Annotated in this window: 16 protein-coding genes, 1 tRNA gene and 1 pseudogene; 9 read left to right on the forward strand and 9 right to left on the reverse strand. The window is 62.2% G+C overall.

What is annotated here, in order from left to right; translation table 11 throughout:
• Position 1: 1 nt before the first annotated feature.
• The 3 genes from CQ13_RS25120 to CQ13_RS25130 form a co-directional block, all read right to left on the reverse strand.
• The gene (locus CQ13_RS25120) at positions 2–913 is read right to left on the reverse strand and encodes a carbohydrate ABC transporter permease (RefSeq protein ID WP_057845517.1); all 912 of its coding nucleotides are present in this window, start codon (positions 911–913) and stop codon (positions 2–4) included.
• Positions 913–1,848 (reverse strand): carbohydrate ABC transporter permease, encoded by a 936-nt coding sequence (locus CQ13_RS25125; protein ID WP_057845518.1) that lies wholly within the window; start codon positions 1,846–1,848, stop codon positions 913–915. The genes CQ13_RS25120 and CQ13_RS25125 overlap by 1 nt, the downstream gene beginning before the upstream one ends.
• A 110-nt stretch (positions 1,849–1,958) precedes the next feature.
• Positions 1,959–3,299, reverse strand: a complete 1,341-nt coding sequence (locus CQ13_RS25130; protein ID WP_057845519.1) for an ABC transporter substrate-binding protein — start codon at positions 3,297–3,299, stop codon at positions 1,959–1,961.
• 457 nt (positions 3,300–3,756) lie between these two features.
• On the opposite strand from CQ13_RS25130, the gene CQ13_RS25135 reads away from it, so the two are divergent.
• On the forward strand, positions 3,757–4,542 hold the full coding sequence (locus tag CQ13_RS25135) for a Spy/CpxP family protein refolding chaperone (protein ID WP_057845520.1): 786 nt from the start codon (positions 3,757–3,759) through the stop codon (positions 4,540–4,542).
• 240 nt (positions 4,543–4,782) lie between these two features.
• Here the strand turns inward: CQ13_RS25135 and CQ13_RS25140 are convergent, their stop codons facing one another.
• From CQ13_RS25140 to CQ13_RS25145, 3 genes and pseudogenes are all read right to left on the reverse strand, one after another.
• The gene (locus CQ13_RS25140) at positions 4,783–5,106 is read right to left on the reverse strand and encodes a VOC family protein (protein WP_057845521.1); all 324 of its coding nucleotides are present in this window, start codon (positions 5,104–5,106) and stop codon (positions 4,783–4,785) included.
• A gap of 10 nt (positions 5,107–5,116) precedes the next feature.
• Positions 5,117–5,173: pseudogene (locus tag CQ13_RS47235) on the reverse strand (hypothetical protein); the annotation flags it as partial.
• Positions 5,174–5,185: 12 nt separating this feature from the next.
• Complete coding sequence (locus CQ13_RS25145) at positions 5,186–6,382, reverse strand: acyl-CoA dehydrogenase family protein (protein WP_057845522.1); 1,197 nt, start codon at positions 6,380–6,382, stop codon at positions 5,186–5,188.
• Between the two features lie 254 nt (positions 6,383–6,636).
• On the opposite strand from CQ13_RS25145, the gene CQ13_RS25150 reads away from it, so the two are divergent.
• On the forward strand, positions 6,637–6,927 hold the full coding sequence (locus tag CQ13_RS25150) for a PilZ domain-containing protein (protein WP_057845523.1): 291 nt from the start codon (positions 6,637–6,639) through the stop codon (positions 6,925–6,927).
• Between the two features lie 5 nt (positions 6,928–6,932).
• Here CQ13_RS25150 and CQ13_RS25155 read toward each other — a convergent pair whose 3' ends face one another.
• Together CQ13_RS25155 and CQ13_RS25160 are read right to left on the reverse strand one after the other, a co-directional pair.
• On the reverse strand, positions 6,933–7,862 hold the full coding sequence (locus CQ13_RS25155; protein ID WP_057845524.1) for a Bug family tripartite tricarboxylate transporter substrate binding protein: 930 nt from the start codon (positions 7,860–7,862) through the stop codon (positions 6,933–6,935).
• A 113-nt stretch (positions 7,863–7,975) separates the two neighbouring features.
• A complete protein-coding gene (locus tag CQ13_RS25160; protein WP_057845525.1) occupies positions 7,976–8,611 on the reverse strand; it encodes a DsbA family protein in 636 nt (211 codons plus the stop codon).
• 247 nt (positions 8,612–8,858) lie between these two features.
• Between CQ13_RS25160 and CQ13_RS25165 the strand changes: the two genes are divergently transcribed.
• From CQ13_RS25165 to CQ13_RS25190, 6 genes are all read left to right on the forward strand, one after another.
• Positions 8,859–10,121, forward strand: a complete 1,263-nt coding sequence (locus tag CQ13_RS25165) for an aminotransferase class III-fold pyridoxal phosphate-dependent enzyme (RefSeq protein WP_057845526.1) — start codon at positions 8,859–8,861, stop codon at positions 10,119–10,121.
• Positions 10,122–10,425: 304 nt separating this feature from the next.
• Positions 10,426–11,409: a zinc-dependent alcohol dehydrogenase family protein gene (locus tag CQ13_RS25170; protein ID WP_057845527.1), complete on the forward strand. Its 984-nt coding sequence runs from the start codon at positions 10,426–10,428 to the stop codon at positions 11,407–11,409.
• Between the two features lie 2 nt (positions 11,410–11,411).
• Positions 11,412–12,977 carry a bifunctional aminoglycoside phosphotransferase/ATP-binding protein gene (locus CQ13_RS25175; RefSeq protein ID WP_082637631.1) on the forward strand — a complete coding sequence of 522 codons (1,566 nt, stop codon included), beginning with the start codon at positions 11,412–11,414 and terminating at the stop codon, positions 12,975–12,977.
• A gap of 2 nt (positions 12,978–12,979) precedes the next feature.
• Positions 12,980–13,873, forward strand: a complete 894-nt coding sequence (locus CQ13_RS25180; RefSeq protein ID WP_057845529.1) for a CHAD domain-containing protein — start codon at positions 12,980–12,982, stop codon at positions 13,871–13,873.
• Between the two features lie 215 nt (positions 13,874–14,088).
• Complete coding sequence (locus tag CQ13_RS25185) at positions 14,089–14,457, forward strand: hypothetical protein (protein ID WP_028346052.1); 369 nt, start codon at positions 14,089–14,091, stop codon at positions 14,455–14,457.
• 98 nt (positions 14,458–14,555) lie between these two features.
• Entirely contained in the window at positions 14,556–17,249 is a 2,694-nt protein-coding gene (locus CQ13_RS25190; protein ID WP_057845530.1) for a bifunctional acetate--CoA ligase family protein/GNAT family N-acetyltransferase, read from the forward strand.
• A 123-nt stretch (positions 17,250–17,372) separates the two neighbouring features.
• Here the strand turns inward: CQ13_RS25190 and CQ13_RS25195 are convergent.
• A tRNA-Ser gene (locus CQ13_RS25195) sits at positions 17,373–17,462 on the reverse strand.
• Positions 17,463–18,540: 1,078 nt separating this feature from the next.
• Between CQ13_RS25195 and CQ13_RS25200 the strand changes: the two genes are divergently transcribed.
• Complete coding sequence (locus CQ13_RS25200) at positions 18,541–19,410, forward strand: septal ring lytic transglycosylase RlpA family protein (protein WP_057845531.1); 870 nt, start codon at positions 18,541–18,543, stop codon at positions 19,408–19,410.
• Positions 19,411–19,460: the final 50 nt, after the last annotated feature.

Raw genomic sequence — 19,460 nt, forward strand, 5'->3', positions numbered from 1 at the left:
ATCAACCCTTTGTCGCACCGGCGGTCAGGCCGGCAATGTAATAATCCATCAGGAACGCGTAGATGATGAGCGGCGGCGCTGCGCCGAGCAGGGCGCCGGTCATGATCTGCCCCCAGTTGAACACGTCGCCCTTGATCAACGAGGTAATGATGCCGACCGGCATGACGAGCTGGTCGGTCGACGTCGTGAACACCAGCGGATAGAGGAATTGCGCCCACGACACTGTGAAGGCGAAGATGGTCGCCGCAATGATGCCGGGAAAGGCAACCGGAATGAATATCCGCGTCAGCGTCTGGATCCAGGACGCGCCATCGATGATGGCGGCCTCATCGAGTTCTTTCGGGATCGAAGCGAAGTAGCCGATCATGATCCAGGTGCAGAACGGCACCGTCAGGGTCGGATAGAGGATCAGCAGCACATACCATCTGTTGATGAGCTGGATGCCGGTCCAATCGCCAATGACGGCAAACATCTTGAAGAGCGGAATGAAGAGCAGTGTCTCGGGAATGAGATAGGTCAGGAAGACACCAGTGGCGAGAACCGCAGAACCCCAGAACCGCATCCGTGCCAGCGCGAATGCAGCCGGCACGGAGATCAGCATGGTGATGGTAACGACGAAGATCGAGACGATTGCCGAATTCCAGAAGAAGCGCAGAAACTGGTTCGAGGTCAGCAGACCGACATAGTTCTCGAGCGTTGGGTGGAACACCCACCACGGATTGGTCGCGGCCGAAATCTCCGCGCTGCTCTTCAACGACGTGATGAGCATGTAGATCGGAGGCGTCAGCGAGAAAATGGCGAAGATCACCAGGAAGAAATAGGACCAGCGCAGCGCCCAGGTTCGGTCGCGGCTCATGCTGCCGTACTTGACTTTGCGGGTCGGCGTCGCCTTGTCGACTGTCACTGTTGTCATCAGGATTCATTCCCGCGTTTGTTGACGTCGCGCAAAATGAAGATCGCCGCGACCGCCAGGATCGGCACCATGAAGAGGGATACGCTGGCGCCCAGCGGTATATCGCTGCCTTCGATTCCGATGCGGAACGCCCACGTCGCGAAGATATGGGTATGATCGAGCGGGCCGCCGGCGGTCAGGATGCGCACGATGTCAAAATTGGCGAACGTCACGATCAGCGAGAACAGCGTCGTAATCGCGATGATGTTTCGCATCATCGGCAGCGTGACGTACCAGATGCGCTGCCACCAATTGGCGCCGTCGATGGCGGCCGCCTCGTAGAGCTGTTCCGGCACGGATTTCAGCGCCGCCAGATACATTATCATGAAGAACGGCGCGCCAACCCAGATGTTGACGAGAATGACTGAGAAGCGCGCCCACATGGGATCGCCGGTCCACGGGATCGGCCCGATGTCGAAGAAAGAGAGCGTGTAGTTGAACGCGCTGTAGGAGGGATCAAATAGCCATAGCCACGCCAGTGTGCTCATCGCCGGGGGGATCACCCACGGCACCAGCAGCATGCCGCGCCATTTGCGTTGGCCCTTGGCCGGTATGTTGTGAACGAAATGCGCAATGATAAAGCCCAGCAGCGCCTTGAAGATGACGGCTGTGATCGCGAAGATGCAGGATTGCTTGACGACGAGCCAGAACGTCTCGCGTCTGAACAGGAATTCGAAATTGCTGAGCCCGACGAAGCGCTCCATCGACTTGTTCAAGGTCGCCAGGTGCAGCGCATAGAATGCCGGATAGATCACGAGAGTCGCGATCAGGAGGATCAGCGGCAGCGTCATCAGGAACGCCACAGTCGATTTGCGCTTGAGCATTCTGTGCAGGCTGGAGCGTTTGCGCGCGGCTTGCGCGGCAGACCGGTTGGGCTGCAATGCGACGTCAACCATGGTGCGTTTTCATCCCTACAACGTTTCTGTCGGCTTCGCCTGGCCTACGATTGAAGGTGGATAGCGAATGGCGGCCTGCGATCAGGCAGGCCGCCAGGGTATCCCTTCCGTCAGCTCCGCATGAAGCCTTCGCACTCGCCTTCAGCCCAGGCGAGCACCTTTTCCATCGCTTCGCCCTTGTGATAGCGCAGGCACATCTTCGTCAGGGTCGCCTGCGTATAGATCTGCTGCGCGATCTTCGGCGGTGCGGGCGCCGCGGCAATCGAAAGGGTCTGGTGGTTGTGCGGGTTCGGATAATGATAGAGCGTGCCCTTTGGCGGCCCTTCCTCCTGCCAGACCTTCAGCGTGGTTAGTTTTTCGTAGCAAGGTAGATCGTAGCCTCCGCTCGCCACACACATTTTCTCAATCGCATCCGCTTGCGAAAGCGCCCTGAGCACGCTCTTGGCCGCTTCCTTGTTCTTGGAGAACGACCAGGTGCCCCAGAAGTAGGAGAGGTAAGGTGCGTAGCGGCCCTTCGGACCGGCCGGGAAGCCGTGGGTCCAGCACTGCTCGGCCACCTGAGGTGCGTCGCGCTTGGCGACTGCCCAGGCGCTCGGCGGGTTCATGACCATGGCGCCTCTGCCGGAGACCAGCCATTTGTTGTTGGAGGAGTCGTCCCAGGCGCCGGCGTCAGGTGGCAGGAAGGAGATCAGCTTCTTGTAGAATTCCAGTGCCTGGCGCACCGCGTCGGTCTTGACGGTGACGTTACCCTTCTCATCGACAAGGGCTGCGCCGAACGACTGGAAGATCGCGCCGGCCGTATCGACATTGTCGCTGGTCTCGCCAAGTCCGATGCCGAACGGAACGCCGCCTTTATGGCAGGCCTCTGCGGCCTTGAGGAAGGTGTCCAAGGTCCAGCTATCGGCCTTCGGCGCGGCACCTGCGGGATACAATGCCTGCACGTCGATGCCGGCATGCTGCTTCATCAGGTCGATGCGGGAGCAGGGCCCCTTGATCTGGCTGCCGACGCTCGCGGGCACCGCGAGCCATTTGCCTTTCGACTGGCCAAGATATTTCACGGTACCGTTGGGTTCGCCGTTCTGCTTGATGAGGCCTTCCATGACGTCGTTCATGGGTTCCAGCAGCTCGGCCTGCGCATGCGGCCACCAGGTTGGCATGGCGAGAATGTCGTGGCCGGATTTCGCCTGTGCTTCGGCTGCGATGGTGAGCAGGTTCTTGTTTCCCTGGCTCGGGATGTAGTCGATCTGAACCTCGACCTTCTCCTTTTCCGCCCAGGCATTGACGATATCTGTCGAGGCCTTGTTGGCGCCGGGAACCCAGTGGTCCCAGAAACCGATCGATAGCTTACCGGCGGCGTGGGCGCCGCGCACATAAGGCGCGGTAATGAGCGCTGCGGATGATAGCGCTGTCGCAGCAACGAATTGTCGGCGAGAAAGCTTCCTGCGTGACATAGCGTTTCCTCTTTGCTGAGCCAGATTTTGCTTCTTATTATTCTTCTCCGTCTGGAGGGGAGCCGCATCGAGGCGGCCGCCAGCGGAGATTTTGTGCTCGGATCAGACCAGAATTGTTTGCATCTGTCGAGAAAACACAGCGGCCGCCGTCATTGAACTAACGTTGCGTGGAAATTCCGGGCCGCGGGAGCAATGATGTCGTGTCCTCGACATCGTCAATAATCGACGAGACGATATTGCGCCGCACACTTTGCGCTCGCGCAGGTGTGCAATTGCGCCGCAGTCGATCGAACGCGCATGTAACGCCTTTGCCCGGAAGCTGTTTCCTGCCGGGGAACCGTGCGGCGCAGCGGTGGACGAGTTTGGGGCGGAAACGATAGTTTAGGCAAAGAGGATTCTCGCGCGCCTTGGCGATTGCGCGTGGCAAGGTTTCTCGATGGACCATGGAGACCCGACAATGACACGTCCTCAGCAGCTTGCGCCGACGCCGTCGCGCTGGTGTTTCGTACTTGGCGCGGTAGTCGTGCTGGCTCTCGGCACATGTGCGACCGCGAACGCGCAAGGGCTGGTGCAGGGCGTGCAACAAGGGGCGCGCGAGGGCAACAAGGCTGCCGGCCCGGTCGGAGGCGTGCTGGGCGGCGCGATCGGCGGCGTCGTCGGCGTGGTCACCGGTGTCACCGGCGTCCTGACCGGGGGCAACAATAACAACAAGAGCGGACAGGCACCGGCGGCGAAGGATTCCAAACAGGGCGAGGCTTCCAAGCAGGGCGAGGCTTCCAAGCAAGGTGATACCGCGAAGCCTTCGAAGGGGTCCAAAGCGACGAAGACCGCAAAGCAGCAACAACCGCAGCAGCCGGCCGTCCTCACCCAGACCGGCGCGCCGCAGCTGACGGCCGAACAGATCGTCGCCAACAGCGACGCCAATATCGAGCGGATCAAGAAGGAGCTAAATCTCACGCCGGAGCAGGAGAAGCATTGGGCCGCGTTCAACAGTGCGATGCACTATCTCGGTCATAACGGCGCCGACCGGCTCAATCTGCGCGTTGCGCGCGCCAAACGCGATCCTCCCGACGACATCATCGAGCAGATGCGCAATGAGGCTCAATTTCTCAATGATCGCGCCGTCGATCAGCGCAACGTGGCCGATGCCGCCGAGCCGCTATTTGCCACCCTGAACGATAAGCAAAAGGCGATCTTCATTCAGGAAATGGTCAACCTGAGCCACGAGCGCGGGCTCGACTAGGTGGGTCGGCCGGACGAACAGCCGGGTACGTGTGCCCTGGGGTAGGTTGAAAGGCACGGCACCCGGCTATTCTGCCGCAGCGGCGCGGCCCCACCCAATCTCATTGCAATGATGATGAAACCCTGACGGACTCGCGCCTTACTGATGGCTGACTTGCGGCGTTGTCGGGAACTTGGTTCTTTGACCGGTGGTGTTGCAGCCCGACATCACGTGTAGGGCAGGCGGCGCTAAGCGAGCCCTTCAGGTTTTCGGAAAGTTCAGCTCCACGCCGACGCCATCGGGATCGTAGAGAAAGAACTGGATGTCGCCGGTGCGCGGCACGACGCTCTCGCGGAATTTGACGCCTTTCGACTGTAGGCGTTTGCGCATGCCCTCAACATCGGTGGCGGCAAAGGCGATATGGTCAAGCCGGCCGGTATCTTCGTACTTCTTCTCGGTACCGCGGACGACGATGCCCTCACGCGGCTTGCGCGTGCCCATCAGATGCACCGTGGCCGTGCCGCCGGAATAGAGCCAATAGCCGGGGAAATCGAGGGCGATCGCCGTTTTCGAGCCCGAGCACATCGCAATAGAAATCCTTGGTCCGCTCGAGATCGGCGGGCTCGATGGTGTAATGCTGCAGTCCGCCCATGGTCGCTCTCCCCTAAACAAAGCTGAGGTCCGTATCGACGCCCATCATCCAGGCGCCAACCGTTTCAAAATGCCTGAGCTGGCCTTGCAACTGCTGGGTCACCGTATGGATGTCGCGGAACCGCCGCTCCAGCGGATGGTTTTCGAAGATCGCGGTCGCGCCAGCGGCGTTGTAGGCAAAGTCGACCGCCTCGCGCGCCTTGTGGATGGCATGGGTCGAGGCCATGCGAATGTTCATGCGCTGCGCGACCGTGATGGTGGCGCCCGCGGTGAGATCCTTCCAGGTATCGGCCATCGATTGCAGCACGTAGCCCCGCGCGGCGCGGAGATTGACTTCCGCCTGGGCGAGGTTGCACTGGACCACAGCATTATCCCGCAACGAGATCCTCGCGCCACGCGGTACCTTGTTGCGCATCGTACCGACGAAGTTGTCGAGGGCAGTGCGGGCGATGCCGCAGGCGACACCGGCAAAGCCGACCTGATAGCAGGTGTGGTTGCTCATGCGGTAGAGCGGGCCGCGCTCGCGGCATTCCCGGTCGAACTCACGCGTAATCGAATGGTCGGCGCGCACGAAGAAGTCGTTGAGCGCGAACTGGTCGCTGGCGGTGCCGCGCAGGCCCACGGTGTTCCAGATGTCGGTCCACTCGACGTCTTCGGCGCGTACCAGCATGGTGCGCTCGAGCGGGGCTCCATTGGCGTCGTATCTGGGCGAACCGTCGGCCGCATAGATCGGGCAATGCGCGCCGAGCCAGGTCGCATGCCGGCCGCCGGATGCAAAGGACCAGACGCCGGTCACCCGGTAGCCGCCGTCGCATTCGACCGCGCGAACCCTGGGCCCGGGGCCCCACGCCAATACGGCGCGCGGATCGCCGAAGATCGCCTGCGCCACCGGCAGATCGAGATAGGCCGCCGACATCGCGCAACCGCCGGCTTGGCTGAGACACCAGGCGGTGGAAGCATCGGCCTTGGCAATGGTTTCGATGACGTGGAAGAAAGTCACGGGATCGGTTTCGATCCCGTTGGTCGAGCGGGGCAGCAACAGACGGAATAATTGCGCGTCGTGCAGCTTGTCGAGCACTGTGGGCGGCAGCCGCCGCGCGGCCTCGATGTCGTCGGAAGCTGCTGCGACATCAGACTGTATGGCCTCGGCCCGGGCGATCACCGCCTGGTCGCCCGCAAGATCGGCAGAGTTTGCGATCGGTGTATTCAAGGCCAGCCTGCCGGTTCGTCGCGTTCGCGTGCCAGTGACCAGTAGATAGTGATCAGTAGATAAAGCTATCGCGCCATCGCCACGATCGGCAAGTCCATAGCGACGCGGAGCACGCCTGCGCATCGGCGAGGAGGATTTCGTACCGCTCTGCACAATGGGCCCAATAATCCATACGGCGAACGCGTCCGACTTGTTTAAGGTTTTGCGCTAGCCTTTCGGTTTGGCCGGAATCGATCAGGATGGGACGAACGGGGATGGAAGAGCGACGAAAATTTCCGCGAACGGAGATCGAGGAGCCTGCCTATGTTTCGTTGAGTGGTTCCGTGATGCGCTGTGTAGTGCGGAACATCTCACGCGAGGGCGCCGCGATCGATGTCGACAATCCGGCCTTCGTCCCGCAGCGCTTTCGCCTGGTGATGGCAAAGGATTCGTCGATCGTGCATGAGTGCCGGGTAGCATGGATCCAGAAGAATCGTATCGGCTTGACCTTCATCAGCATGGTGGACGCGGTTATGGATCGGCCAACGTCGAACGGGACGCGCTGAGCGCACTACTCGATCCGCAGCTTTGCATCGCGTACCACCTTGCCCCACTTATCCATCTGCAGCTTGATGCGCGCACCGAACTGGTCTGGCGTATTCGCGATCGCCTTGAAGCCGAGCGTCGTGAGGCGTTGCGTCACGTCCGGCTGTGCGACAATCCTGGCGATCTCGCGGTGAAGCAGGTCGACGATTTCTTTCGGCGTCCCTGCGGGGGCGACGATCCCGGTGAGTGTGTCGGCCTCCTGATCCTTAATGCCCTGTTCGGCGAAGGTCGGGACGTCAGGCAGGCCTGCGGCCCGTTCGGTCGAAGCCACACCAAGCGCGCGCAATTGTCCGCTCTGCACCGCCGAGAGGGCAGGCGGCAGCGCGGTAAAAGCGATCGGCGTGTGCCCCCCGATGGTCGCCTGAATGGCCGGGGCAGCGCCCGTGAACGGGACGTGGACGAGGTCAAGCTTAAAGGCTAATCGAAACAGCTCGCCACCCAGATGCGGCGTCGATCCGACGCCGGGGCCAGCAAAGCTGTATTTGCCGGGATTGTCCCTGACGAGCTGCACCAGCTCCGGCAACGTTTTGGCCGGCACCTGCGGGTTGACCACGACGACATTCGGCGAAACTGCGACCAGCGTCACCGGCGCGAAATCCTTGACCGGATCGTATGGCACCTTGGCGTAGAGGCTGGGGTTGACGACGAATCCGGTGCTGACCACCATGATGGTGTAGCCGTCCGGCGTCACGCGCGCGACCTGGCCGGCTGCGGTGTTGCCGCCGGCGCCGCCGATGTTCTCGACAAAGAACTGTTGGCCGAGATGGTCAGTGAGCTTCTGCGCCACGATGCGGGCAATGGCATCGGTCGGTCCGCCCGCTGGGAAACCGACCACGACGCGCACCGGCTTGCTTGGATAGTTTTGCGCCGAGGACGCCAGGACGCCGGACAGCAACCACGCGGTTGCGCAAAGCCGTGGCCATGGCGCTCTCCCCAATATGTTTGTTGGGGCCATCATCGGCGAGGCCGCGACGCCGGACAAGGGGTTATTGCGACGGCCGGCGAGCGTTACTTCTTCAGCAGCGGCTTGAGCCGTTCTTCCAGCTCCTCGAACGACATCGAGCCCTGCAGCCGCACGCCGTTGAGGAAGAAAGTCGGCGTCGAGGTAACCTTCAACTCGCTATAAGCGTATTGTTGGTCGGCGGTAAGCTTGTCGAATTGCGCCTGATCTTTCTCGCAGGTCTCGACTTCCTGCTCGCTCATTCCATGCAGTTTACCGACATAGATCAGCGTATCCTTGGTCTGCGCCATCAGGCGTTCCTGCAATTTGAACAGGGTCTCGACTGCGCTAAGGTATTTTTCGGAATCGCCCTTGCCGGCGCAGCGCGCCAGTATCGAGGCTGCGGCTGCCTTGATGTCGAGTGGAAATTCGCGGAACACGAAGCGTACCTTGCCGGTGTCGATATACTTCGAACGCAGCATCGGAAGCACATTCTGGCTGAACGCCGCGCAATGCGGGCAACTCATCGAAGAATATTCAGTGATGGTCACCGGCGCCTTCGCAGACCCAATGGCGATTTCGGGGAGGGATCCCGGTTTGGCGACATTGGCGGCAATCGCGCTTTGCGCCAACGCGGAGCCCGCGAAGGCGAGCGACGCGAATGCAACGAGCGCGACAACGGCGATGGGACGATAGTCGTTCAACGTGGCTCCGAACCCGAGTTTGGCAAACGATCGTGCGACGGGAGTGCGTCTTTTATTGATTTAGCGAGCCAAAAGCTACCCGAACAGATTGATTGCGCGCCGGGAACCGTCGCCATTTGCGGCCGCGCCGTGCAAAGGGATGTTGTCGCCTGTCATGACCGATGGTTTGATGCAAGCGTGACGCCCGCGCCGTCGATCCTCGCGGTCGGGCCTCATTCTGCTCAGCGAATTACAACAAGAGAACGTCATGACCGAGCACACGGCGCTGTCGAGCGAAACCCAGACAGCGGATGCCATGTTGCGGGCGCGGGCCAAGCGGGTCGTTCCCGGCGGCATCTGGGGCCACCTGAATGCCGCGCGGCTCCCGGAAGGCTATCCGCAGTTCTTCGCCTCCGCGGAGGGCTGCCGCGTGCGCGACGTCGACGGGCGCGAATACATCGACTTCATGTGCAGTTGGGGGCCCATCCTGCTTGGCCACCGGCATCCCGAAGTCCAGGCGGCGGCTGAGGCGCAGGCCGCCAAAGGCGACTGCTTGAACGGCCCGGGCGAGGTCATGGTGGAGCTTGCCGAGGATCTCGTCGCCATGCTGCCGCATGCCGATTGGGCGATGTTTCAGAAGAACGGCGGCGATGCGACCACATGCTGCGTGACGATCGCCCGTGCCGGCACCGGACGCCGCAAGGTGCTCGTCGCGCGTGGCAGCTATCACGGCGCGCTGCCATGGTGCTCGCCGAGCGTTGCCGGCGTGACCGCCGAGGATCGCGCGCATCTGGTGCACTTCGAGTACAATGATGTGCAGAGCCTGCGAGCAGCGGTCGAGGAAGCGGGCAAGGATCTCGCTGCGGTCCTGGTGACGGCTTTCCGCCACGACATGGGGCGCGATCTCGAACTGCCGACGAAGGAATTCGCGGCAGCCGCGCGTGCGGCATGCGATGCGGCCGACGCCGCTTTGATCATCGACGAAGTGCGGGCCGGCCTGCGTCTCGATACCAAGGGGAGCTGGGAAGCGTTCGGCGTGCGTCCGGACCTGTGCGCCTGGAGCAAGGCGATCGCCAACGGCTACGCGCTGGCCGCCGTTACCGGCAACGACCGCTTCCGCGAAGCCGCCACCAAGGTATTCGTTACCGGGTCGTTCTGGTGCGGCACGGTGGCGATGGCGGCGGCGCGAGCGACGCTGCGGATCGCACGCGAGACGGATGTGCCCGGGCATATTCGTGCGATGGGCATGAGGCTGCGCGAGGGATTGGCATCGTTGGCGAACGAGCACGGCATCGAGATCCGCCAAAGCGGCCCGCCGCAAATGCCGCTGATGCTGTTCGAGGCTGACCCGGAAGTACGCAAGGGTAGGGTGTTCTGTTCGGTCGCGCTCCGCCACGGCGCGTTCTTTCATCCCCAGCACAACATGTTCCTATCCTCGGCGCATCGCGCATCCGATATCGGCGAGGCGCTGCAGGCGGCCTCGCACGGCTTCAAGGCCGTGCGAGAATTGGAGGCGAGGTCCAATCGATAGATCGATTGGCGGGCGTCAATAAAAATGCCCCGCAACGCGGCCTTTACGACCGGCGATAGCGGGGCAGTCTTAGGAAAAACGGCAAGAGCGCGCGCGAGTAGGTCGTTCCTTCAGCGGGATGTGCCGGCGTGCCTAGCCCGCCATTGTGTTCCATGCGCACAAGAAATGGCAGAACGCCGTGGCTGGCACTGCGCTACCGACGTAGCCATGTTAGGGAAGGCTTGGGCGGGTTCGATTGACGGGATCAGGCATGACCCGCTCATCGCGGGCAGACCGCACATGCTTGCGTGAGGATAGCGGACGAATGCACGCCATGGTCCTGCAAACGCCCGGCGCGCCGCTGCGGTTTGAACCGCGCGAGGACCCAGTGCCCGGGCCCGGCGAAGTGCGTGTCAAGGTTGGCGCCTGCGGCGTATGCCGGACCGACCTGCACGTCGTCGATGGAGAACTGCCTGATATTGCCTACCCGATCGTTCCCGGCCACGAGGTGGTCGGTCGGGTGGAAGCGCTTGGCGCCGGCGTGACGTCTCTAAAGATCGGCGAAAGGGTCGGCGTTCCCTGGCTCGGTCATACCTGCGGCGACTGTCTCTATTGCCGGAGCGGCCGCGAAAACCTTTGCGACCGCCCGCGCTTCACCGGTTACACGTGCGACGGCGGATTTGCCACGCATCTCGTCGCGGACGCGCGCTATTGCTTTCCACTCGGCGAGGCCGATGACGACGTCGCTGTCGCTCCTTTGCTGTGCGCGGGCCTGATCGGCTGGCGCTCGCTGGTGATGGCGGGCGATGGAGAACATCTCGGCATTTTCGGCTTTGGTGCGGCCGGCCACATCATCGCGCAGGTGGCTCGCAGGCAGGGGCGATCGGTCTACGCGTTCACTCGTGCGGGCGACGTCGTGGCGCAGCGCCTTGCACTATCGCTCGGCGCAGCTTGGGCCGGCGGGTCGGAGGAGCAGCCTCCGGTGCCGCTCGACGCAGCTATCATCTACGCGCCGGTCGGCTCCCTGGTGCCGCTGGCATTGCAAGCAGTGCGCAAAGGCGGGCGCGTGGTCTGCGCCGGCATTCACATGTCGGACATTCCCTCGTTCCCTTACCGCATGCTCTGGGAGGAGCGGCGGCTGCTTTCGGTTGCCAACCTGACGCGGGGCGACGGGATCGAGTTCTTCAAGGTCGCGGCGCAAGCTGGCATCAAGACGCACACCAGCGTATTTCCGTTGCAGGAAGCGAATGAAGTCCTCTCGAAGCTGCGCGCCGGGCAGATCACGGGCGCCGCGGTGCTGCAGCCATGACTATGCGACTACCCCCAGATGCTGCCGCAGCCGACGCTGACAATCAGCAGTACGTGCTCGATTTCCTCGATAGCTCCAGTTTCGGTGCGGCCGGGGGCGGCAAGCGGATCGATACCCACGCCTCCATGGTTTTTCTCGGAGCTGACCGGGCACTGAAGATCAAGCGTGCCGTGCGCTTGCCGTTCCTCGATTATTCGACATTGGAGAAGCGCAAGAATGCCTGCGAGGAGGAACTGAAGGTCAACGCCGGCAACGCTCCCGAGCTCTACCGGCGTGTTGTTCCCATCACGCGCAATTCCGATGGCGCCCTCGAAATCGGCGGCTCGGGCACCGCGGTCGAATGGGCGGTCGAAATGACACGGTTCGATGAAAAGCAGTCGCTCGACCGTATCGCTGTATCGAAGACGATCGATCCGTCGCTTGCGACGGCCGTGGCCGATGCGGTTCTGCGATCCCACGACAGGGCAGCGCGCCACGACGGCGAAAGCTGGCTTGCCTCCGTTCTACCCATCATCGACCGCAATACCGCAAAGTTTGAGAACGTACACGGACTTGATTCCGTTGCGATCGGTCAACTCGATGCCGCCAGCCGCGCCTCTGCAACGACATTGCAGCCGCTGCTCAGACAGCGCGCCGAGCAGGGATTCGTGCGCCGTTGCCATGGCGACCTGCATCTTGCGAATATTACGTTGGTCGACGGCCGGCCGCTGCTGTTCGATGCCATCGAATTCGATCCTGTCATTGCCACGACGGACATTCTCTACGATCTCGCGTTTACGCTGATGGATCTGATCCACTTCAATCAGGCGGCAGCGGCAAACGCAGTGTTCAATCGCTACGTTACCGCAGCCGCGGATGAAGACTTCGATGGGCTACGCCTGCTGCCGCTGTTCTTGTCGATGCGGGCAGCGATCCGCGCGCATGTGCTGTTCGTGAAGAGCGAGCATGCCGGAGAGAGCGATGCAGTGTGGCAGGAGGCCAAACGCTACTTCGACCTGGCCGGACGCCTCATTGCGCCCGCGCCGCCGTTGCTGGTGGCAATCGGCGGGTTGTCGGGGACGGGAAAATCGGTGCTTGCACGTGGACTCGCAGGCCTGATCGAGCCGCCACCCGGCGCACTCATCGTGCGCTCGGATGTCATCCGCAAGCGCCTGTTCGGTACCAGCGAAACCACCGCTCTGCCGGAATCTGCCTATCGATCCGCAACGACGGAGCGAGTATATGGCGCGCTTTCGAGCGCAGCGCTGCGTGTGCTGGCCCAGGGCTGTTCGGTGGTGCTCGATGCCGCCTATCTGCAGGAGGCGGAACGGAAGGAAATCGAGAATCTCGCGGCCACGCACAATGCGCGGTTCGTCGGCCTTTTTCTGACGACCGATCTCGCGACGCGGCTGGCGCGGATCGAGCAGCGCAGGGATGATGCGTCCGATGCTACACGAAGCGTCGCCCTGAAGCAGGAGACTTTTGCGCTCGGCGCGGTACAATGGCATATGATCGATGCCTCTGGGACGCCGGAACAGTCGCTGCGCAACGCCCGGGCGGTCCTGCCTTTGGTGCCGGACGAGCCTTGACGATGCGCGGTCGCCCAACCAGTACACCCGGCCTGCACAACACCTCTGCGGTGAGTCTCGACTGTGCAACCGCATTCCAGACGATCGCGCTCGACTGCATCGCTTCTATCGAGGCCCAGCACAGCAGCGCATGCGCCGGCGATGCCGAGGCGGTGCATCAGATTCGCGTCGCGATTACACGGTTGCGCGCCGCTGTGGCGTTCTTCGCGCCGATCGTGGTCGATGCGGAATGGCTGCGCGTGAAAAAGGAAATCGCTTGGCTGAATGGTTCGCTCGGCGCCGCACGCGACAGCGACGTCCTCGTCGAATATGCGCGCCGCAAGCGTTACCGCGGTTGGGCGAAGCACGTCATCAAGCAGGCCGATCAGCGCCAGACGCGGGATCACCGCCGCCTGGTTCGTTGTCTGCGCACCGTTCGGACGCAGCGCCTGATCTCGGCAATCGCTGACTGGATCAGACAGGGAGGGTGGCTGGCGCGGTGCAAGCGGAATGAGACCGAGGCTCTGCAAGTCTATTGCGCTCGCGAACTCAACCGTTGGCACGAACGGTTGATCCGCAAGGGACGCCACCTGAAGGCGCTGGGTGAATCGCGCCGTCACCGGCTGCGGATCAAGGTCAAACGTTTCCGCTACATGCTGGAAGCGCTCACGGAAACCGTCGCGCTGCAGAGCCGCAGCGAATTGCTTCACCTCCATCGGCCGGCAAAGCGAATGCAACGCGCATTGGGCGACCTCCGCGATCTCAAGCGTTTCGCCGGCCTTCCCAGCCGATCGCCGCAGGCCAAGAACGGCAAACGGAGTAAGGTGCCCCCGCCGGGCTATCGCGATCGAAGGGAAGAGCTGCTCGGCGCCGCCATCGCGTCTTATCGTGAGCTGAAACACGCCCGAGCCTGCTGACGTCATCGTTCGCAGCGCTCCCATTGTCGCGCGCAGTTGGTTGCGCTGATCCATGGCGGGCGGGGGGATGCGACCTTTCGTCTCCGTGAGTTCCTTGTCTCACCTCCTAGTCGCGGTAACTGCGGTCGCAATAACGCCAGTTTGATGCACCTAACTGTCCGGTCCGAAGCCGGTCAGTATCGCTTTCGGTGGAAGTTCAGAAATCGGAGATTGTCATGTCAGAGCTGTCTGAACGGGCTGCTTCCGGTTCCTTTCCAGCAGCCGCAAACGCAGAAGCGGAAGCCACCAAGCTAAACCAGGGCGTGCTGGAGTTCATGCTTGGTGCGCAGAAGATAATGTTCGAGGAACTGGTGTTTCTCAGCGACGAGATGCTGGAGCGAACGCAGACTGAGATGCACTTGTACACTGAGTTCGTCGCGAAGATGGCTAGCGCGCATTCGGTACGGGACGTCAGGACGATGTGCCAGGAATGCGGCCAACATCAGCTCGACTTCTTCCGCCGCGACTCCGAACGGCTGTTCAGGCACGCCGAGCGGATGATCGCGGCGACGTCGAACTTGATCAGCGGACGCTCCTCGAGCTGATTGGCCAGTGGCCTGCACCTGAAATCGCCCCTGCCGACGGCGGTAAGTTACCGTCTTGCCGCTTCGCAAAGGCCGCGACCTGCCGGTATTGGAGAACGATGTCCACCTATCGTCTGAAAAATTTGCTTTCGCCGCACTCCGTCGCGCTGGTAGGGGCCAGCCCGCGCCACGGCTCGGTAGGCCGTGCCATTCTCAACAATATTCGCAAGGCCCAATTCATGGGCGAATTCGGCCTCGTCAATCCGCGCTATCACGAGATCGACGGCATCGCGGCAGCAGACAGCATCGCAAAACTGTCCTTTGCGCCGGAACTCGTTGTCCTCACGGCGCCTGCCCATACCATCGCCGGCCTGATAGATGAGGCGGGTCGGCGCGGCGCGGCCGGCGCCGTCATTGTCAGTGCCGGGCTCGGCCACGGTCCGGGCTCGCTGGCGGAAGCAGCGGAGCGCGCCGCGCAAAAATACGGCATGCGGCTGATCGGCCCGAATTGCCTTGGCATCATGATGCCGGGCGTCAGTCTCAATGCGAGCTTTTCCGCACATATGCCGGCCGCGGGCCATTTGGCGCTCATCTCGCAGTCCGGCGCTATTGCCGCCGGCATGGTGGATTGGGCGGCACAGCGGGCCGTCGGATTCTCCGGCATTGTTTCGATTGGTGACCAGCTCGATGTCGATATCGCCGATCTGCTCGATTACTTCGCGCTGGATGAAAAGACCCACGCCATCCTGCTTTACATCGAGGCGATCAAGGATGCCCGGAAGTTCATGTCGGCCGCACGCGCCGCCGCCAGAATAAAGCCGGTTGTGGTCGTCAAGTCAGGCCGCATGGCGCAAGGCGCGCGGGCCGCTGCAACCCACACCGGAGCGCTGGCCGGGGCTGATGCCGTCTACGACGCAGCGTTTCAACGCGCCGGTATCCTGCGCGTATCGGATCTGCGCGAATTGTTCGACTGCGCCGAGACGCTCGGGCGGATCAAATCGCCGCCCGGAAAGCGGCTTGCAATTCTGACCAATGGCGGCGGCATCGGCGTGCTGGCGGTTGACCGGCTGGTCGAGCTCGGTGGAATTCCTGCCGCTCTCTCGCCGGGGATCCGCGAGAAGCTAAACGCTGTTTTGCCGCCGACATGGTCGAAATCGAACCCGGTCGATATCGTCGGCGATGCCGATCCCGCTCGCTATGCCGCAGCGCTCGAAGCGTTGCTGGCCGATCCCGAAAACGACGCCGTGCTTGTCATGAACGTGCAGACGGCGATTGCGCGAGCCGACGAAATCGCCGTGGCCGTGACCGGCGTGGTGCAGAAGTATCGCGCCGGGCAGCGCATGGCGCCGAAGCCCGTTCTCGCGGTCTGGGTCGGCGCGGAGCCGTCGATCGGCGATCTCTTGAGCGGGGCCGGCATTCCGAACCATCCGACCGAAGGCGACGCCGTGCGCGGCTTCATGCATCTGGTCCGCCATCGCGAGGTGGTGGAGGCGCTGGCGCAGGTTCCGCCCGCGATGCCGAGCGAATTCGCTCCCGATATCAATGCAGCGCGGCAGATCGTTGCCGCGGCGCTGGCCGACGGCCGTTCATGGCTCGATCCGATCGAGGTCAAGCGGCTCCTTGACGCTTACGATATCGGGGCCGTGCCTACCTTTGCCGCCGCCGATGCCGAAGAGGCAGTCACGCATGCGAATGCGATCTTTGCGCAGGGGGCGACCGTCGTGCTCAAGATCATGTCGCGCGACATCGTCCACAAATCCGACGTTGGCGGGGTGGTGCTCAATCTCACCAGCGCCGATGCGGTGCGCAAGGCGACCAGCGAGATTCTCGCGCGGGCAAGATCGCTGCGGCCGGAGGCGCGCATATCGGGCGTGATGGTGCAGGCGATGGTGGTGCGGGCGAAGGCGCGCGAGCTCATTCTTGGACTCGCCGACGATCCGACCTTTGGTACTGTCGTCGTGTTCGGCCGTGGCGGAACGGCAGTCGAGATCATCAATGACAAGGCGCTGGCGCTGCCGCCGCTCGATCTGCACCTGGCGCGCAGCCTGATCGAACGTACCCGTGTCTCGCGGCTATTGCGGGCCTATCGCGACGTGCCGGCGGTGAAGCAGGATGCCGTTGCGACGGTTCTGGTCAAGCTGGCGCAGATGGCCGCCGACATTCCGGATATCCGTGGGCTCGACATCAATCCGCTGTTGGCGGATGAGGCGGGCGTGCTGGCCGTCGACGCGCGGGTTGTGATCGGGCGCGTGGAACGAAAGTTTCGTGGCTCGGGCCCTGCGAATTTCGCCGTGCGGCCTTATCCCTCGCAATGGCAGCGTCACATCGAGGTCAAGGACGGCTGGCGCGTGTTCGTCCGTCCGATCCGGCCTGAGGACGAGCCGGCGATCCACGAGATGCTGAAACACGTTACGATGCAGGACCTGCGGCTCCGGTTCTTTGCACCGATAAAGGAATTTTCCCATGAATTCATAGCCCGCCTGACCCAGCTCGATTACGCCCGGGCGATGGCCTTTGTCGCCTTCGACGAGACGACCAACGAACTGGTCGGGGTGGTCAGGATCCATTCGGACTCGATCTATGAGAGCGGCGAATACGCGATCCTGCTCCGATCCGATCTCAAGGGCAGGGGGCTCGGCTGGACCCTGATGCAGATGATCATCGAGTATGCAAAGTCCGAAGGATTAAAGGCGATTTCCGGCGACGTGCTGACCGAAAACTCGGTGATGCTGGCGATGTGCCGCAGCCTCGGCTTCGAGGTGAAGTCGGACCCGCAGGAGCACGATATCTGCAACGTCAGGCTGGCGCTCTAGATGTAGTCTTTCAGGAGTTGTCCATCTGGTCCGAACCGAGGAAGCTGAGATGAACGCTCAGCGAACGAAATAGCCAAAACCAAATGCCAAAAACTGGAGGTAAGGATTGATTTTGCTTAAAGTTGGCGGAAGGGGTGGGATTCGAACCCACGGTGCCCTTGCAGGCACGCCGGTTTTCAAGACCGGTGCCTTAAACCACTCGGCCACCCTTCCTTGCCTTTACGATCAAGCGCTTAGCCGATGCGAAGGTGAAAACACAAGAGAAGAAATCGGATTTGGGGCGCCCAAGCCAGGAAGACGCCGTCGTGCGGTAGGGCAAGACCGACAGTCGTCCGATGGCATTATCAATGCGCTCCGCAAATCGACCGGCGGGCGCAAGCCGTGAGCAGGACGCTCGGCATCGCGGAGACAACGTCGAGGAACGGGGAGCGGTCAATGCCTCGGCTCCCGCAAACTCACACACGCTGTATCGAGTACGAAACATGCGCCGGGCGGGAGGGGCGGCGTCGGCCGTAAAGCGGCGCTAGCTAATTCTGGCCGGGACGCCGCAATTGGTTCGGCTACCTGTTCAACCGAACGCAACGGCCAGCAGGCTGGAGCACAGCAGCACGAAACTGGCGGTCGCCAGCGCAAGAAATCCGTTGGAGACGATGTCGTGGTTGCGCATGAGACCTACCACATCCGATGCTCGTCCGAATTTATTAGACCTTTTCCGAATCCCCGATCGGAACTACGGCGCCATTTATCGCTGAAGCCCAGGCGGCTACTGCCGCCGGTCTTCACACCTCACGCTCTGGAACGATAGCCTTCAAACGCATGGGCAAGGAAAATGCCTGCGCTCACCAAGCCCATCAACGCTGTTACTGTCTCGATCATCGCACAAATCCTTTGCGCCCCTGCAACGCACAGAACGACTGCATCGTTGCACAGTCAAAAAGATTCACGGGCCAGAACCGCACATCGGTCGTGAGTGATGATTTGATGCAACAGATTGTCTGAAAGCGGCACAGGGAGGCTATGACGAAGGGCGCATACAGTGTGAATCGAAGCGTTGCGCCCAGTCCGACGGGCGGCGCGCAAAGCAACCATTCATTCACCACGCGGGACCACACCCCATTTCCGCCGTGTTCCGGTTGCGATATCTTCACCACTTGATGCGGAGGTGGGCCGCATCGCGGGGTAAGGCCGCAACGCTTCGACATAGGCAGTCGGCCGCTAGAAAATGGTAGTTGGGGTGATGGGGATTCGACGGCCAACAACAATCGTTCTGGCAGTTCGTGGTACTGTTGCCATGGCAACATGCCTTGTCCTTGCCAATTGCGCCTCATCAGACAAATTCGCCAGGCGGATCGATCCCAAATACGGCGTCTCCTCGAGCCCCCGCGTGGTGGCGTTCGGAGAGCCCGTGCCGAAGGGTGGGGGAACTTACCGTATCGGCAAGCCCTACACCGTCGCGGGCCGGGTCTACGTGCCGGAAGAGGATCCAAACTATCGCGCCGAGGGAATGGCTTCCTGGTATGGCGACGACTTCCATGGCCGTCTGACCGCTAATGGCGAAATCTTCGACATGACCTCGCTGACGGCCGCCCATCCGACGCTGCCGATCCCGAGCTACGCCCGCGTGACCAATACCCGGAACGGCAAGTCGCTGATCGTCCGGGTCAACGACCGCGGCCCGTACCACGGTAACCGCCTCATCGACGTCTCGAACAAGGCGGCGGAACTGCTTGATTTCAAAGCAAATGGCGTCGCCAAGGTCCGCGTTGAATATGTCGGCCGGGCTCCGCTTGAGGGCTCCGACGACCGCCAGCTCCTGGCGACGCTGCGGACCGGCGAGCCCGCGCCGTCCCCGGCCACGGTTCGGGTCGCTTCGGCCCGTCCGTTTGTTCCCGAGATGTCGTCGTCCGCCGGCCGAATCCGGGGTGAGGTACCGATGCCGGAGGGACGACCCTATAGCCTCGGCAATACCTCAGCGGACCATGCCTCGATCAACGCGACCTCGGAAATGTCGGCCTCCAGCCGCACGCGCGGCCGTGCCGCCGAAAATCCGCGCGCCGTGTCCTACGAGAACGAGGCCAGCTATGTGGCACCACGTCAGGCCTACCTGCCGGTTGATCCACGTGGTCCGAGCGAAGTGCTCAGCGGGCGAGGGCTGTACTAGGGTCTGTTGGGATTCATCGCGAGTTTATCACGGCAGCGGCGAGGTGGATC

It is taken from the genome of Bradyrhizobium retamae (assembly GCF_001440415.1).
Lineage (GTDB): Bacteria > Pseudomonadota > Alphaproteobacteria > Rhizobiales > Xanthobacteraceae > Bradyrhizobium > Bradyrhizobium retamae.

Bases quoted from the DNA above. Each gene is read 5' to 3' on its own strand.
- CQ13_RS25120 (WP_057845517.1), bottom strand. From the start codon at position 913: ATGACAACAGTGACAGTCGACAAGGCGACGCCGACCCGCAAAGTCAAG.
- CQ13_RS25125 (WP_057845518.1), bottom strand. From the start codon at position 1,848: ATGGTTGACGTCGCATTGCAGCCCAACCGGTCTGCCGCGCAAGCCGCG.
- CQ13_RS25130 (WP_057845519.1), bottom strand. From the start codon at position 3,299: ATGTCACGCAGGAAGCTTTCTCGCCGACAATTCGTTGCTGCGACAGCG.
- CQ13_RS25135 (WP_057845520.1), top strand. From the start codon at position 3,757: ATGACACGTCCTCAGCAGCTTGCGCCGACGCCGTCGCGCTGGTGTTTC.
- CQ13_RS25140 (WP_057845521.1), bottom strand. From the start codon at position 5,106: ATGTGCTCGGGCTCGAAAACGGCGATCGCCCTCGATTTCCCCGGCTAT.
- CQ13_RS25150 (WP_057845523.1), top strand. From the start codon at position 6,637: ATGGAAGAGCGACGAAAATTTCCGCGAACGGAGATCGAGGAGCCTGCC.
- CQ13_RS25165 (WP_057845526.1), top strand. From the start codon at position 8,859: ATGACCGAGCACACGGCGCTGTCGAGCGAAACCCAGACAGCGGATGCC.
- CQ13_RS25170 (WP_057845527.1), top strand. From the start codon at position 10,426: ATGCACGCCATGGTCCTGCAAACGCCCGGCGCGCCGCTGCGGTTTGAA.
- CQ13_RS25175 (WP_082637631.1), top strand. From the start codon at position 11,412: ATGCGACTACCCCCAGATGCTGCCGCAGCCGACGCTGACAATCAGCAG.
- CQ13_RS25180 (WP_057845529.1), top strand. From the start codon at position 12,980: ATGCGCGGTCGCCCAACCAGTACACCCGGCCTGCACAACACCTCTGCG.
- CQ13_RS25185 (WP_028346052.1), top strand. From the start codon at position 14,089: ATGTCAGAGCTGTCTGAACGGGCTGCTTCCGGTTCCTTTCCAGCAGCC.
- CQ13_RS25190 (WP_057845530.1), top strand. From the start codon at position 14,556: ATGTCCACCTATCGTCTGAAAAATTTGCTTTCGCCGCACTCCGTCGCG.
- CQ13_RS25200 (WP_057845531.1), top strand. From the start codon at position 18,541: ATGGCAACATGCCTTGTCCTTGCCAATTGCGCCTCATCAGACAAATTC.